At 60.9% G+C, this 15,226-nt stretch carries 12 protein-coding genes; 8 read left to right on the top strand and 4 right to left on the bottom strand.

The features are described from left to right. Positions 1–31 precede the first annotated feature (31 nt). The 5 genes from parE (at position 32) to AC07OG_RS02945 (ending at position 6,611) form a co-directional block, all read left to right on the top strand. Positions 32–1,936 (top strand): DNA topoisomerase IV subunit B, encoded by a 1,905-nt coding sequence (gene parE / locus AC07OG_RS02965; protein ID WP_060542720.1) that lies wholly within the window; start codon positions 32–34, stop codon positions 1,934–1,936. Further along, positions 1,936–2,925, top strand: coding sequence for an esterase-like activity of phytase family protein (locus AC07OG_RS02960; protein ID WP_495066175.1), 990 nt, complete (start codon positions 1,936–1,938; stop codon positions 2,923–2,925). The genes parE and AC07OG_RS02960 overlap by 1 nt, the downstream gene beginning before the upstream one ends. After that, positions 2,922–3,446, top strand: coding sequence for a retropepsin-like aspartic protease family protein (locus tag AC07OG_RS02955; RefSeq protein ID WP_060542722.1), 525 nt, complete (start codon positions 2,922–2,924; stop codon positions 3,444–3,446). Before AC07OG_RS02960 ends, AC07OG_RS02955 begins: the two co-directional genes overlap by 4 nt. A 7-nt stretch (positions 3,447–3,453) precedes the next feature. Beyond that, positions 3,454–5,721, top strand: a complete 2,268-nt coding sequence (gene parC / locus AC07OG_RS02950) for a DNA topoisomerase IV subunit A (RefSeq protein WP_060542723.1) — start codon at positions 3,454–3,456, stop codon at positions 5,719–5,721. A gap of 176 nt (positions 5,722–5,897) precedes the next feature. Next, on the top strand, positions 5,898–6,611 hold the full coding sequence (locus tag AC07OG_RS02945) for a PqiC family protein (protein ID WP_060542724.1): 714 nt from the start codon (positions 5,898–5,900) through the stop codon (positions 6,609–6,611). A gap of 250 nt (positions 6,612–6,861) precedes the next feature. Here the strand turns inward: AC07OG_RS02945 and AC07OG_RS02940 are convergent, their stop codons facing one another. Further along, on the bottom strand, positions 6,862–8,388 hold the full coding sequence (locus tag AC07OG_RS02940; RefSeq protein ID WP_495066174.1) for an AhpA/YtjB family protein: 1,527 nt from the start codon (positions 8,386–8,388) through the stop codon (positions 6,862–6,864). A 135-nt stretch (positions 8,389–8,523) separates the two neighbouring features. Between AC07OG_RS02940 and serB the strand changes: the two genes are divergently transcribed. After that, on the top strand, positions 8,524–9,738 hold the full coding sequence (gene serB, locus AC07OG_RS02935) for a phosphoserine phosphatase SerB (RefSeq protein WP_060542726.1): 1,215 nt from the start codon (positions 8,524–8,526) through the stop codon (positions 9,736–9,738). 126 nt (positions 9,739–9,864) lie between these two features. On the opposite strand, the gene asd is transcribed toward serB, so the two are convergent. From asd to AC07OG_RS02920, 3 genes are read right to left on the bottom strand one after another with little or no spacing between them, the layout of a single operon-like run. Further along, entirely contained in the window at positions 9,865–10,725 is an 861-nt protein-coding gene (gene asd, locus AC07OG_RS02930; RefSeq protein ID WP_060542727.1) for an archaetidylserine decarboxylase, read from the bottom strand. A gap of 18 nt (positions 10,726–10,743) precedes the next feature. Further along, positions 10,744–11,559, bottom strand: a complete 816-nt coding sequence (rhdA, locus tag AC07OG_RS02925) for a thiosulfate sulfurtransferase (protein ID WP_060542728.1) — start codon at positions 11,557–11,559, stop codon at positions 10,744–10,746. A gap of 41 nt (positions 11,560–11,600) precedes the next feature. After that, the gene (locus AC07OG_RS02920) at positions 11,601–13,139 is read right to left on the bottom strand and encodes an HDOD domain-containing protein (RefSeq protein WP_495066173.1); all 1,539 of its coding nucleotides are present in this window, start codon (positions 13,137–13,139) and stop codon (positions 11,601–11,603) included. A gap of 167 nt (positions 13,140–13,306) precedes the next feature. Between AC07OG_RS02920 and motA the strand changes: the two genes are divergently transcribed. Beyond that, a complete protein-coding gene (gene motA, locus AC07OG_RS02915; protein ID WP_060542730.1) occupies positions 13,307–14,158 on the top strand; it encodes a flagellar motor stator protein MotA in 852 nt (283 codons plus the stop codon). A 3-nt stretch (positions 14,159–14,161) separates the two neighbouring features. Then, positions 14,162–15,226 (top strand): flagellar motor protein MotB, encoded by a 1,065-nt coding sequence (gene motB / locus AC07OG_RS02910; protein WP_495066172.1) that lies wholly within the window; start codon positions 14,162–14,164, stop codon positions 15,224–15,226.

Genomic DNA, 15,226 nt, shown 5'->3' with positions numbered 1-15,226 from the left:
TTTTTTCACCGAACACTGACGACGAGACCCCATGGCCACTCCCAGCGCTAGCTCTTATAACGCAGACGCCATCGAAGTCCTCTCGGGCCTCGACCCGGTGCGCAAACGCCCCGGCATGTATACCGACACCAGTCGGCCGAACCACCTCGCCCAGGAAGTCATCGACAACAGTGTCGACGAAGCCCTGGCCGGGCATGCAAGGTCTGTACAGGTCATCCTGCATGCCGACCATTCCCTGGAAGTCAGCGATGACGGCCGTGGCATGCCGGTGGACATTCACCCCGAAGAAGGTGTGTCGGGCGTCGAGCTGATCCTCACCAAGCTTCATGCCGGTGGCAAGTTTTCCAACAAGAACTACCAGTTCTCCGGCGGTTTGCACGGGGTGGGTATTTCCGTGGTCAACGCCTTGTCGACCGAGGTTCGGGTACGCGTAAAGCGTGACGGCAATGAATATCAGATGACCTTCGCCGACGGTTTCAAGAAAACCGAGCTGGAAGTAATCGGCACCGTCGGTAAACGCAATACCGGTACCAGCGTGTTCTTTGCGCCGGACCCGAAATACTTTGACTCACCGAAATTCTCCATCAGCCGCCTCAAGCATGTGCTCAAGGCCAAGGCGGTACTGTGCCCGGGGCTGCTGGTCAGTTTTGAGGACAAGGCCAGCGGCGAGAAAGTCGAGTGGCATTACGAAGACGGACTGCGTTCCTATCTGGTCGACGCGGTCAGCGAGTTCGAACGCCTGCCGGACGAGCCGTTCTGCGGCAGCCTGGCCGGTAATAAAGAAGCCGTTGACTGGGCGCTGCTGTGGCTGCCCGAAGGCGGCGATGCGGTGCAGGAAAGCTACGTCAACCTGATTCCGACAGCTCAGGGCGGTACCCACGTCAATGGTTTGCGCCAGGGCTTGCTCGATGCCATGCGCGAATTCTGCGAATTCCGCAGCCTCCTGCCGCGTGGGGTGAAACTCGCACCGGAAGACGTCTGGGAACGTATTGCGTTCGTGCTGTCGATGAAAATGCAGGAGCCGCAATTTTCCGGTCAGACCAAGGAACGCCTGTCGTCCCGTGAGGCGGCGGCGTTCGTTTCCGGTGTGGTCAAGGATGCCTTCAGCCTGTGGCTCAACGCCCATCCGGAAACCGGCATGCTCCTGGCGGAACTGGCGATCAACAACGCCGGTCGTCGCCTGAAGGCCAGCAAAAAGGTCGAACGCAAGCGCATCACCCAAGGGCCGGCGCTGCCGGGCAAGCTGGCCGACTGTGCGGGACAGGATCCAATGCGTTCGGAGCTGTTCCTGGTCGAAGGTGACTCCGCCGGTGGCTCGGCCAAGCAGGCACGGGACAAAGAGTTTCAGGCGATCCTGCCGTTGCGCGGCAAGATTCTGAACACCTGGGAAGTCGACGGCAGTGAAGTGCTGGCCAGTCAGGAAGTGCACAACATCGCCGTTGCCATCGGCGTTGACCCGGGCGCGGCGGACATGAGCCAACTGCGTTACGGCAAAATCTGCATCCTCGCCGACGCCGACTCCGACGGCCTGCACATCGCAACCTTGCTGTGCGCCCTGTTCGTCCAGCATTTCCGCCCGTTGGTGGATGCCGGTCACGTCTATGTCGCCATGCCGCCCCTGTACCGCATCGACCTCGGCAAAGAGATTTACTACGCCCTCGACGAGGCCGAGCGCGATGGCATTCTCGATCGCCTGGTGGCCGAGAAGAAACGCGGCAAGCCGCAGGTCACCCGATTCAAAGGCCTGGGTGAGATGAACCCGCCACAGTTGCGTGAAACCACCATGGATCCGAACACCCGGCGCCTGGTGCAGCTGACATTGGATGATTTCGAGGCGACCTCGGAAATCATGGACATGCTGCTGGCGAAGAAGCGCGCCGGCGATCGCAAGAACTGGCTGGAATCGAAGGGCAACCTGGCAGAGGTTCTGGGCTGATGCGTCTGGGCTTTGCCCTGGCTTGCGCACTGCTTCTGACATCGTTCACGGCGTCCGCCGAGCCGGTGCCGCAGTTGCGCCTGTTGTCCGGGCATGCCGTTGACGGCATGCCCGGCGGCAACCTGTCGGGGTTGGCCCAGTGCGGTAATGAGCTGTGGACAGTTTCTGATCGTGATGACAATCAGATCTACCGCCTGGATACCCGCGAGCACGTCTGGCAGGCCGAAACCGTGCACATTGAAGTGCCTGCGGTACCTGACAGCGGCCTGCCGTGGGGGTTGAAGTCCCGTGTTTGGGCGGCTTCGTTCGTGCGTGGCGGCGATCTGGACTACGAGGGAATCACCTGCGACAGCGCCGGCAATCGCTACGTGGTCAGCGAAGGCCACGCGGCTGTGTTGCAAATTCCTCCGAGCGGACCGGCGAGCTGGCTGAAGATTTCACCCACAATGGTTCGTGAAGCGCGGGCCAGGGGCTTGTTGTTGCAATTCAATTCGATTTTCGAGGGCTTGGCGATCAATCCGGCGGGTGACCAGTTGTGGCTCGCCGCCGAGCGCCAGGGCCGTGGGTTGCTGCTGATCAAGCGCAAACAGACCGTGTGGGACTGCGAGGGTGGCTGCGTGTTGTTGAGCGAAGCCGGCAGGGAAATGCAGCCAGCGCAATTTCCCAAGGCCAAAGCCGTGTCCCGGGACTTTTCCGATGTGTCCCTGTTCAGTGGCAAGTTGTTCACTCTGGAGCGCAATAACTACAAGATTTGCCGGCGTGATCCGCAGACCGCCGAAGTCGAGCGGTGCTGGTCGTACGCTGATGAGCTATTGCACGATAACCTTCGTTATTCTCAGGGCTATGGGCTGGAAGAAGCGTTGGTGGTGGATGCCGATGGCGCCTGGATCGGTGTCGATAACAACAACGGTACTCGCGCCGATGGCGAAAACCGTCCGGTGGTCTGGCGTTTTGCCGCGCCCGACGGTGGCTGGAGCGCCCAGCCTTGAGCCAGCAAACCCCAGGCAAGCGCGCCGGTCGGGTATTAATGGTGCTGGCGTGGTGTGCCGCGTTATTTCTGGCAACGCGATTTTTCGGTCAGTGGGAAGAGCGTCAGCAAAACCCGAATGTGGTGGTCAGCTCGCAGCAGGGCGAAGGATTCATCGAAGTGAAACTGGTCAGCAATGCTCAGGGTCATTTCGTCGCCAGCGGCCAGATCAACGGCCAGCCCGTGAGTTTCCTGCTCGACACCGGGGCGACCGATGTATCGATCCCGGCCGGGCTGGCCGAACGATTGAAGCTGGAGCAAGGCTTCGGCGTGACCCTCAGCACGGCCAACGGCTTGAGCGAGGGCTATCGCACGCGTATTGAACGCCTGCAACTGGGCGACATAGTGCTGCACGATGTGCGCGCTCTGGTGGCTCCAGGGTTGCATGGCGACCAGGTGCTGCTCGGCATGAGCGCACTGAACAAACTTGAATTTACCCAGCGCGGTGGCACCATGCTGCTGCGCCAGACAACGAACCGATGAGGCCCGCATGAGCGACTCCCTTGATCTCAGCCTGGACGGTGTAGAACGCCGGTCACTGGCTGACTTCACCGAAAATGCCTACCTCAACTACTCCATGTACGTGATCATGGACCGTGCCTTGCCGCATATCGGCGACGGCCTGAAACCGGTACAGCGGCGTATCGTCTACGCCATGAGCGAGCTGGGGCTGGACGCCGACTCCAAGCACAAGAAATCGGCGCGTACCGTCGGTGACGTGCTCGGCAAGTTCCACCCCCACGGCGACTCGGCGTGCTACGAAGCCATGGTCCTGATGGCCCAGCCGTTCAGCTACCGCTATACGCTGGTCGACGGCCAGGGTAACTGGGGTGCGCCGGATGATCCCAAGTCCTTCGCCGCCATGCGTTACACCGAAGCGCGCCTGTCGCGTTATTCCGAGGTGCTGCTCAGCGAACTGGGGCAGGGCACGGCGGACTGGGGGCCGAACTTCGACGGCACACTGGATGAGCCGCTGGTCTTGCCGGCGCGTTTGCCGAACATTCTGCTCAACGGCACCACGGGTATCGCCGTGGGCATGGCCACCGATGTTCCGCCGCACAACCTGCGCGAAGTCGCCACCGCTTGCGTACGCTTGCTCGACGAGCCAAAAGCCACGGTCGAACAGCTCTGTGAACACATCCAGGGCCCGGATTACCCGACCGAAGCGGAAATCATCACGCCGCGCGCCGACCTGCTGAAAATCTACGAAACCGGTCGTGGTTCTGTGCGCATGCGCGCCGTGTATCACATCGAAGATGGCGACATCATCGTCACCGCGCTGCCACATCAGGTTTCTGGCGCCAAGGTGCTCGAACAGATCGCCGCGATGATGCAGGCCAAGCCGTCCAAGGCGCCGCAGATCGCCGACTTGCGTGACGAGTCCGACCACGAGAACCCGTGCCGGATCGTGATTATCCCGGGCGCGCGGAAAAACTTTGACCACGATGCCCTGATGCAACATCTGTTCGCCAGCACCGAGCTGGAGTCGAGCTACCGGGTCAACATCAACATCATCGGCCTCGATGGCAAACCGCAGCTGAAAAACCTGCGGGCCTTGCTGGTCGAGTGGCTGGAGTTCCGGGTGCAGACCGTGCGTCGGCGCCTGCAATTCCGCCTCGATAAAGTCGAGCGTCGCCTGCACCTGTTGGACGGCTTGTTGATTGCCTACCTCAACCTGGATGAAGTGATACACATCATTCGCACCGAGGAGCATCCAAAGGCCAGTCTGATTGCGCGTTTCGCCCTGAGCGAAATCCAGGCCGACTACATCCTCGACACCCGTTTGCGTCAGCTGGCGCGACTGGAAGAGATGAAGCTGCGTGCCGAGCAGGATGAGCTGCTCAAGGAGCAAGCCAAGCTGCAAGCCTTGCTGAGCAGCGAAGCCAAGCTGAAGAAGCTGGTGCGCACCGAGCTGATCAAAGACGCCGAGACCTACGGTGATGACCGTCGGTCGCCGATCGTCGAGCGCGCTGAAGCCAAGGCCCTGACCGAGCACGATCTGCTGCCGAACGAGAAAGTCACGGTCGTGCTCTCGGAAAAAGGCTGGGTACGTTCCGCCAAAGGCCACGAAATCGATGCCACCGGGCTTTCCTACAAGGCCGGAGACGGGTTCAAGGCCCTGGCGGCCGGTCGCTCCAACCAGTTTGCGGTATTTATCGACTCCACCGGTCGCAGTTATTCAGTGGCCGCACACACGTTGCCATCGGCCCGTGGCCAGGGCGAGCCGCTGACGGGGCGCCTGACGCCGCCACCCGGGGCGACTTTCGAGTGCGTGCTGATGCCCGAAGACGACGCACTGTATGTCATCGCTTCCGACGCCGGATACGGGTTCGTGGTCAAAGGAGAAGACCTGCAGGCCAAGAACAAGGCGGGCAAGGCGCTGTTGAGCCTGCCGAACAACGCCAAGGTGATTTTGCCGCGGCCGGTGGCTGATCGCGAGCAGAACTGGCTGGCCTCGGTGACTACCGAAGGTCGCTTGCTGATCTTCAAGATCAGCGATCTGCCACAATTGGGTAAGGGCAAAGGCAACAAGATCATCGGCATATCCGGCGACCGTGTCGCCAGTCGCGAAGAGTATGTAACGGACATCGCAGTGATCCCGGACGGTGCAACCCTGGTGTTGCAGGCCGGAAAACGTACCTTGTCCCTGAAAGCGGACGACCTCGAACACTACAAGGGTGAGCGCGGGCGTAGGGGTAACAAATTGCCACGTGGCTTCCAGAGGGTGGATGCGCTGCTCGTCGAAAACCTCAATTAAGCGTCCCAGAGCGGCCGATCTACGATTTAAGCTGTAGATCGACGCTTTCGCGCTGGAGTCGGAACGCATATTCACGGATGATATGGCCTTTCAAGCGCCGGCGTGGCCGAGCGTTCTTCATATTTTTTGAGTATTTTCACTGTGGTCAGCCTTGTGGCGACCACCTGGATGGGATGATGACTGTTCTGCGCCTTCCTTTTTTGCTCATGCTCGCTGGCGTTCTCGGCCTGGCGGGCTGCAGCGTTCACCAGCCGGTGTCGCTGTATCAACTGGACAGCGGAAGTCCGGTTCAGCCTGCGCAAAGCGCGGGCATGGCTGTGTTGTTGGGCCCGGTAATCGTAGCCGACTATCTGCAGCGTGAAACCCTGTTGCAACGTCAGCCGGATGGCAGTCTTCAGGCGTCTACCGACGGTCGTTGGGCGGGCAGCCTGTCTTCGGATATCGATCAACTGCTGTTGCGGCAAGTTGCCGGTCATCTGGACAGTCAGCGTGTAGTGCTGGCCCCAGCGACATTGGGCTTCACTCCGGACGTCCAGGTACTGCTGACCATCACGCGCCTGGACTCGGGTGAAAAGCAGCCGGCCATTCTGGACGCTCAATGGCGTCTGATCGACCGTCGCGGCCAGGTCCGTGACAACCGCATCATCCATTTGCAGGAACAGCATGCCGGCAATACCGCGGCTCAGGTTCAGGCTCAGGGTGTGTTGCTGCAACGCCTGGCCGAGCAATTGTCCGTGGCGCTCAAGCCTCTGGCCAATCAACCGCCGATCGCCGACACCCCGCGTAAATCGGCGGCCAAGCCTGCGGCACCGGCAGTTCAGCAGGAAAAACAGCCGAAGATCCCTATGGCTGCACCGATTCGCACGGACATGGAAGTGTTCCGCTTCTAAGTCTGCAGCGAGTCAAGTCAGAGCCCGCCTTGTGCGGGCTTTGTTGTTTCTGCAGGGTGGGATTTCTATCAGCTGTCCCGGCCTCTTCGCGGGCAAGCCCGCTCCCACAGGTTTCAAGGGCGTTCAAATTATTGTTGTGCGACACGGACACTGTGGGAGCGGGCTTGCCCGCGAAGAGGCCGGGACAGGCAACAAAAAAGCCCGCAGACGATCACTCATCTGCGGGCTTCGTTGTTGCCGGGGCTAATGGTTACGCCCGGCGCTCATGCATCCGCGCCAATTGCCGTTCCAGCAGCGATGGATAAGGCTCCATCAGCCGCTCTACACAGCACGCACCTTCGGGGCTCGCGATCGGCCGGATACGCGCGCGCTGGCGGATCAGGGCGTCGTCACTGATCTTGCGCTCCACCAGCAGCAGGTTGCGGCTGTGTTGCGACAGGGCCAGGGCATCCTGGGCACTGTCGGTCAGCAGCAGGTCGATCTGGCTCAGTCCGAACAGCTCGTCGCCCAGGGTCAGGCCCAGCTGAAGTTGCAGGGTGATGCCGCTGTCGGCGACCTCAATTTGCAACTGATGACCCAGCGCTCGCAGCAGTTCACCGCAGCAAATGGCGTTGGTCAGGTAATCGTCGCCGCTGTCCTCGGTGTGGAACAGCATCAGCGTGCTGCCATCGTTCAAAGTCTCAACTTCACCCTGATACAGCGAAGCGGCCTGATCGAGGCAATCGCGATAGCGTTCGAGCAATTCCTCAAGGCGTGCTCGCGGCAAGCGCCGCAGTTGTTCCTGGGAGCCCAGTTGCACCGCCAGCACCGCGCTGTGTTGCGGCACACTCGGGGTAGCCTTGCGGATCACCGGCTGAGCGGCACTGCCCAGGGACTCGTCACGCAAGTCGGCGAACGGATCTTCATCATCGTCGTCCTCGACGGTGCTGACGACCTGTCGTGGCGCAGGTTTGAGGGCGGCCATCGGGCGGCTCTCGTCGAAACTCGGGTCGCGCAGGTTGCGCACTTCGAATGCCGGCTCGGCGTCCTCATCGACGTCGTCGAACTCCGGCTCCGGCACCGGCACCGGCTCTGGCTCGCGGGGTTCCGGGGCGTAGTTGGCGTGCAACTGACGGGCCAGATCGCCGATTTCGTCCTGGCGGTCGGTGGCCGGGGTGTACTCGTCGATATTGCGCAGCCACACGCGCAATTGCAGCAGCGGCGTGGACAGATAGCGGCCCATGCGCAGGCTCAAGGCCAAGGATAGCGCCAGCAGGATCGCGCTCAAAATACCCATGCTTTGCAGGCTGATGGTCATCGGCTGCTGGAACTGGTCCATGTCCAGGCTGATGCGCAGTTGCCCGGCCGTCACGTCCTGGAAGGTGATCTTGCTCTGGTACATGCCCTCGGCTTCGCCCAGCAGGCCGTGCTTGGGACGCTGACCGGCCTCGGCGAGGATGCGGTTATCCGGGCTGTAGATGGCGGCGTGGGCCACCAGCTTGTTCTTGGTCAGGTTGTTGAGCAGCACGTTGAGGCTGAGGATGTCGTTGGACACCAACAGCTCGGTAGCCGAGGTGGCTGTCTGCGTGGTCAGGCTTTCGCCCAGCGCATCCGCCTGCTCGTGCATGGCCTGCTTGAACTGCAAACCCATCACGCCGGCATAGATGACCAGGGCCAGGGCGACCAGGATCACGTTATGGCTGGCGATGCGTAATGCAATCGGCACACGGCGGTGGCGCAGTGCCCGGAAGATCAGCAGAAAGAAGTTATCGGTTTTTACTGGCGTGGGCCGGTTCACTTGAGCTCGGCTCTTTTGTCCGTGAAGTTGACGCGCAGTATAGCGACAGGGTCTGGGCCGGCAAAGCGCTCACGGTGCCCGATGGTCACTGAAAGTGGGTAGAATGCGGTTTTTTTCCACCTGCGGGGGTGCGCCTTGCGCGAAATCGTCCTGATAAACATCACGGGAGTCGACCGTCCGGGTCTGACTGCGGCCATTACCGGCGTTCTGGCCCAGGGTGGTGTGAACATTCTCGACATCGGTCAGGCGGTGATCCACGACACCCTGTCGTTCGGCATCCTGGTTGAAATTCCTGACACAGAGCAAGGCAAGTCCGTGCTCAAGGACATCCTGTTCAAGGGATACGAACTCGATCAGCAGGTTCGATTCACGCCGGTCTCCGAAGAGGACTACCAGCAATGGGTCGGCAACCAGGGCAAAAAACGCCACATTGTCACCCTGCTGACCCGCAAAGTGACGGCGGGGCAGTTGCAGGCCGTCAGCTCGATTACCGCCAAATATGGTTTGAACATCGACCACATCGATCGTCTGTCCGGGCGCATGCCTCTGGACACGCCGGCTGACAAGGGCAAAGGTTGCATCGAGTTTTCCGTGCGCGGCGAAGCGGCCGATCCGCAAGCGCTGCGAGCCGAATTCCTCAGCGTCGCCCAGGAATTGAACGTCGATATCGCCTTCCAGGAAGATTCGTTGTTCCGGCGTAATCGTCGCCTGGCGGTTTTCGACATGGATTCGACCCTGATCGAGGCCGAAGTCATCGACGAGCTGGCCAAGGCTGCGGGTGTCGGCGACAAGGTATCGGAAATTACCGAGCGGGCGATGGCCGGTGAGCTCGACTTCCGCGCCAGCTTCAAAGAGCGCCTGGCTTTGCTCAAGGGGCTGGATGTCGGCGTGCTGGATTCGATCGGCGCCTCCCTGCGCCTGACCGAAGGCGCCGAAACCCTGTTCGCCGAGCTCAAGCGCCTGGGCTACAAGACGGCGATTCTGTCCGGTGGCTTCACCTACTTCGCCAAGCAATTGCAGGCCAAACTGGGCATCGACTACGTGTTCGCCAACGAACTGGAAGTGGTGGACGGCAAGGTTACCGGTGTCGCGGTCGAGCCGATCGTCGATGCGCAGCGCAAGGCGGATTTGCTGAAGGAGCTGGCACACAAGGAAGGTTTGCGCCTGGAGCAGACCATTGCGGTCGGTGACGGTGCCAATGACTTGCCGATGCTGGCGATTGCCGGGTTAGGCGTGGCGTTCCGTGCCAAGCCGCTGGTCAAGCAGTCGGCCAAGCAGGCGATTTCGACGCTGGGGCTGGATGGCGTGTTGTACCTGCTGGGCTTGCGCGATCGCGACGGACATCTGTAACGCGCAAACCCACTGTAGGAGCGAGCATGCTCGCGATGGACGTCAACGATGACGCGGGCTTACTGAATGCCTGCGTCGCTCTCAGGTTCATCGCGAGCGTGCTCGCTCCTACAGTGATTGTGTCTGTCAGGCCTTCGGAGAGCCCATGCCCTGGCCCATCTGCACGGCAACGCCGGCAGTCATTTCTTCAGCCCACTTGACCTGATCCGGCCCGAACAGCACGACAGCGGTCGAACCCAGTTTGAAACGACCCAGCTCCGCACCTTTTTCCAGGTGGATCGGCGCGCGCGCGGCTTCGTCGTAGCGGAAGGTTTTCAGCTCGCGCTTCGGCGGCGTGACCAGGCCGGCCCAGACGGTTTCAATCGAGGCCACGATCATTGCGCCCACCAGCACCACGGCCATCGGCCCACGCTCGGTGTCGAAAATGCAGGCTACGCGCTCGTTACGGGCGAACAGTTCCGGGACGTTTTCCGCCGTGGTCTGGTTGACCGAGAACAGGCGGCCCGGGATGTAGACCATCTCGCGCAGGGTGCCGGCCAGCGGCATGTGCACGCGGTGGTAGTCTTTGGGCGACAGGTAAATGGTCGCAAAGTCACCACCCATGAACGGCGCAGCGTTTGCCGCATCGCCACCCAACAGTTCCAGCACGCTGAAGCTGTGGCCCTTGGCCTGGAACACGCGACCGTGCTCGATCGGACCCAATTGGCTGATTGCGCCGTCGGCGGGGCTGAGAATCGCGCCAGGGGTCTGGTCCAGTGGACGGGCACCGTCTTTCAGTGCGCGGGTGAAGAACGCATTGAAGTGCTCGTAGGCGGTCAGGTCTTCGACCAGCGCCTGGGACATGTCCACCTGATAGCGCTTGGCGAACCAGGCGGTAAAGGCGTTCTTGAACCAGCGCACGCGGCATTCGGCGATGCAGCCGGCCAGTCGCGAGAGCAAGTTGTGGGGCAGCAGGTACTGACTGAGGATAAACAGACGCTTGTTCATTAACTGTCCTTAAAAACCTTAAATCTCTACAGGCGTATCGGGATGGTTGCCCCATTCGCCCCAGGAGCCGGCGTAGCCTTTGACCCGCGGATAACCGAGAGCCTTGGCCACCAGATAGGTGAAGCCAGAACGATGATGGGTCTGGCAGTGGGTAATCACTTCTTTGTCTTTGCTGATCCCGAGCTGTTCGAGGATCTGCGGCATATCGGTGCGGATGCGCAACTGGCGTGCCTGATCCATGCCCGCGGTCCATTCGAAATTGACCGCGCCGGGAATGTGCCCGCCCTTGGCCGCCAGCACTTTCTCGCCGGAGTACTCCAGCGGTCCGCGCGCGTCCCATATCGCCAGGTCGGCGGCGCCGAGGCGACTTTGCAGGTACTCACGGGTGGCAGTGGGTTCGTCGTGCAGGGTCAGTGAAACCGGGCCACCCACCGATGGCGGAATCTGGATCGACATGGGCAAGCCTTCCGCCAGCCAGGCCGGCAGGCCGCCATCTATATAGTGGTACTTGCTGTGGCCGATGACATCCAGCAGCCAGATGAAGCGGCCGGCCCAACCGCCGCCTTCGTCGTCATACACCACGTAGACCGCATCGGGGTTGTGCCCCAGCTCGCCAAACAATGTTTCCAGCGCTGCCCGCGCAGGCATCAGCCCCGGGGCAGGCGCCTGGCCGAGTTGCGTGCGTTTCGGATCGACAAAACGCGCGCCGGGAATGTGCCCTTCGGCGTAACGGGTGGCACTGGTCAAGTCCACCAGAATCAGTTCGCGGGCGTCGAGGCGAGGGAGCAAGTCGCTCGGCTCGATCACCAGCGGCAAGCCAGAGAAGTCAGACATTTGAGGTCTCCAGAGCACAAAAGGGACGATTGTAACGCAGCTTATCGGCCACGGTGACTAAAGCTGTGCAGGGCTTTCTCGATGCACTGGGCAGTTTTGCCGAAGGCTTGCACGCAAAGTTCCGAGAATGGCACGCCCGCCTGATCGGCCACGACAATCATGATCACCCGGTCATTGTTGACCAGCGAACGCAACAGCAGGTGTTCACCACTGAATTGCGAACGCAGGCTGTTGGGTAGCAAGGCTGAAAATTGCCCGTTGTTGGCCGGCGTCAGGCGCACTTGCGCCTGTTGCGCGAGCAGTCGTTGCAACACGCTGCTCTGACTGACCGCAAAATTCAGCCCGGCGGCTTCCTGCGGCAAACCGGCCGTCTGGTGCACCCTCAGGTTAGTCTGGGTGCGATCGGCCATCAGGATCATCACTCGGCGCATGCCGCAGGCCACCAATGCGTCACGTGCCGCGATGGTCAGGTGCATGGCGTTGGTGAAACGGCTCGGCTCGTGCAGCAATTCGGCACATTGCCTGCGCCACTTCGCCAGGTCTTCGGCGGTCGGTGCCGCAGCCGGCAACAGCCTGGTATGGATGCGCTTCGTGCCACATGGCCAGATCAACAACTCGGCGGGGTGCCAGAGATCGGGCATGGCGTGATGGCGGGCGCTGTTGGCCGCCTGCTGGTGCAGCTGTTGTTGCACCTCGTGCATTGGTATTTGCAGGTAGAGGCTGGTCAAATACTGCCAACGCTCACTGTGGGGGCTGTCCCAGGCCTGTTGCGCCGACAGCGCCAGACCATTGGCCAGCAACACGGTGTTGGCTGGTTGATTGAGCCACCGGCGCAAGGTTGGATCGTCATCGAGGCGGTTTTGCTGGCGCAATGGATGCTCGCTGTCACGCGCGATGCGCAAGACTTTCACCAGTTCGCGCTGCTCGCAGAGCAACAGTCGATAGCCCTGCAGCACCCAGATCGGCAGGTGCCAGATCTCCACCAGGGCCTGGCATATTTCCAGCAGGCGCACGCCAAACAACTGCTTTTCGACTTTGCGCGCCGACTCGCCCTTATGAATGACCCGCAGCTCCCAGTCTTCGAGTAATTGCGGGTGCGTCAGCGCCAGCGGCCACAAGGGTGACAGAAACAACAGGCTGCCCCAGTGGATGTCCTGCCAAAGCCGCGCCAGGCGACTGGCAAAAAAACCGTTGGCTTGTTGCGTGGCGTGCTGACTGATCATCTGCATCTGGCGCAAGGCCTTGGGAATCCCGGCCTGAGGTTCGACAGGCAGGCGCGCGAGCAGCTCTTGGGTGCGCTTGAGGCCAAGGCGATTGATTGCGACCTCAAGGTTTTCGGCGGGCGTGGTCATGCTGCCATGGGTGTGGCGGTTGGCTTCGCGAATCACGCTCAGGGCAAGGGCCGGGCTGTCCTGCATCAGGTCGGCAATGTCGCGCAACGAGCGGCGATTATCGCCGATTGCGTTACACACCAGGTCATGGCTGGCTTGTGGAACCGGCAGGTGTACGCCATCGAGAAGCTTGACCCAGCCTTCGACAGTGGTCGGTTTTGCAGTGGGGACGTTCGTTTCGTTAGCCATGGCTGGAGGCGATCATTGTCAACGTTACCTATGCCCTGAGTGGGTCAAATTATCTTTTCGCCTGAACTGGCTATAGTCTGGCGCAGTTTTGCCGATAAATAGAAGAAGAGATTTTTTAACTTCCGAATATGACCTTGAACCCGACTCAGTAAGTGCTCTCCTAACCTATGGCTAAATTAATCGGCATCATTGTCGTATTCGCGAGCGTACTCGGCGGATACGTGCTTTCCCACGGCAAGATTGCCGCCCTGATCCAGCCTTTCGAGGTGATGATTATCGGCGGCGCAGCCCTTGGCGCCTTCGTGCAGGCCAACCCCGGCTACATGACGATGCACGTGCTCAAGAAGTCCTTGAGCCTGTTCAGCTCGCGTTTCAATCATTCCTTCTATCTTGAAGTACTGGGCCTGATCTACGAGATCCTCAACAAGAGCCGCCGCGAAGGCATGATGGCCATCGAAGGTGACATCGAAGATGCCGCCGCGAGCCCGATCTTTGCCAAGTACCCGACTGTCCTCAAGGACGAGCGCATGACCGCATTCGTGTGCGATTACCTGCGCATCATGTCCTCCGGCAACATGGCGCCCCACGAACTTGAAAACCTGTTCGACATGGAACTGGCCAGCCTCAAGGAAGACCTGGACCATCCGTCCCACGCGGTGAACGGCATTGCCGACGCCATGCCGGGCTTCGGTATTGTCGCCGCGGTACTGGGCATCGTGGTGACCATGGCTTCGCTGGGTGAAAGTGACCAGAAAATGATTGGTGTCCACGTAGGTGCGGCGCTGGTCGGTACCTTCTTCGGTATTCTTGCGGCCTACGGTTTCTTCGGCCCCCTGGCGCATGCGCTGCGTCACGATGCCAAGGAAGAGTTGAACATCTACGAAGCCATCAAGGCTTCGCTGGTCGCTTCGGCTTCCGGCATGCCACCGTCGCTGGCCGTGGAATTCGGACGCAAGGTTCTGTATCCGGCGCACCGTCCAAGCTTTGCCGAGCTGGAACAAGCGGTTCGCGGTCGTTAAGCCATGGAAAACAATCAGCCGATAATCATCAAGCGCGTCAAGCGCTACGCCAGCGGGCATCACGGTGGCTCGTGGAAAATCGCCTTCGCCGACTTTGCCACGGCGATGATGGCGTTTTTCCTGGTGTTGTGGCTGCTGTCCACCGCCACGCCAGAACAGAAGTTAGCCATCTCCGGTTACTTCAAAGACCCGGTCGGCTTTACCGAAAGCGGTACGCCCTACATCATTGATTTGGGCGGAACGCCGACCCTGGCACCGGAAAACACCCTCAACCCCGAAGATAAGTCGCAGCCGCAACCGGACCGGGTGACAGTCGACACCGATCAGGTCGAAGGTATGGCCGAAATGGTCGAGAGGGAACGCCTCGAACTGTTGCTGCAGGAATTGCAGAACAAGGTCGACGAGAACCCGCAACTGCAAAAGTTCAAGGACCAGATCCTGTTCGAGATCACGCCGAACGGCTTGCGCATCCAGATCATGGACGCCGAGAACCGGCCGATGTTCGACTCAGGCTCAGCACGCCTGAAGCCGTATTTCGAAGACATCCTGCTGGCCATGGCCGACACCATCAAAGCGGTGCCAAACAAGATCAGCATCAGTGGCCACACCGACGCCAAGCCGTACACCGGCACCGGCGATTTCGGCAACTGGGAGCTCTCGGCCAACCGGGCCAACGCGGCGCGGCGTGCGCTGGTGGCGGGCAGTTACCCGGAGTCGCAGGTGGCCCGAGTGGTCGGTTATGCCTCCTCGGCCTTGTTCGATCGCGAGCATCCGCTCAACCCGGTCAACCGTCGCATCGACATCGTCGTACTGACCAAAAAAGCCCAGCGGACCATCGAGGGTGCACAAGGCGCGGACCCTGCCCCCGCTGCCCCGCAAGGCTCGGCTACTCCGGACGCGGCACCGGCCACGCCAACCGCACCAGCCAAGCCGGCTGATCCGAACGCGTTGCCGGCGGACAAGGAACCGCTGCCGGCCCACGAACTGCGTGAGCGCCTGAACCTGTTCGATGACCCGCCGCCGAAGCCGGGCGAAACGGCCAAGCCGGCTGCAACGCCAAAGCAGTGA

This window comes from Pseudomonas sp. GW821-FHT09H03 (assembly GCF_059415945.1).
The sequence above is the reverse complement of the archived record's forward strand: the minus strand, read 5'-3'. Positions and strand labels throughout refer to the sequence as shown.

Coding starts and splice junctions, on each gene's coding strand:
- parC (WP_060542723.1), top strand. CDS start 3,454: ATGAGCGACTCCCTTGATCTCAGCCTGGACGGTGTAGAACGCCGGTCA.
- AC07OG_RS02945 (WP_060542724.1), top strand. CDS start 5,898: ATGACTGTTCTGCGCCTTCCTTTTTTGCTCATGCTCGCTGGCGTTCTC.
- AC07OG_RS02960 (WP_495066175.1), top strand. CDS start 1,936: ATGCGTCTGGGCTTTGCCCTGGCTTGCGCACTGCTTCTGACATCGTTC.
- rhdA (WP_060542728.1), bottom strand. CDS start 11,559: ATGTCTGACTTCTCTGGCTTGCCGCTGGTGATCGAGCCGAGCGACTTG.
- motA (WP_060542730.1), top strand. CDS start 13,307: ATGGCTAAATTAATCGGCATCATTGTCGTATTCGCGAGCGTACTCGGC.
- AC07OG_RS02920 (WP_495066173.1), bottom strand. CDS start 13,139: ATGGCTAACGAAACGAACGTCCCCACTGCAAAACCGACCACTGTCGAA.
- asd (WP_060542727.1), bottom strand. CDS start 10,725: ATGAACAAGCGTCTGTTTATCCTCAGTCAGTACCTGCTGCCCCACAAC.
- motB (WP_495066172.1), top strand. CDS start 14,162: ATGGAAAACAATCAGCCGATAATCATCAAGCGCGTCAAGCGCTACGCC.
- parE (WP_060542720.1), top strand. CDS start 32: ATGGCCACTCCCAGCGCTAGCTCTTATAACGCAGACGCCATCGAAGTC.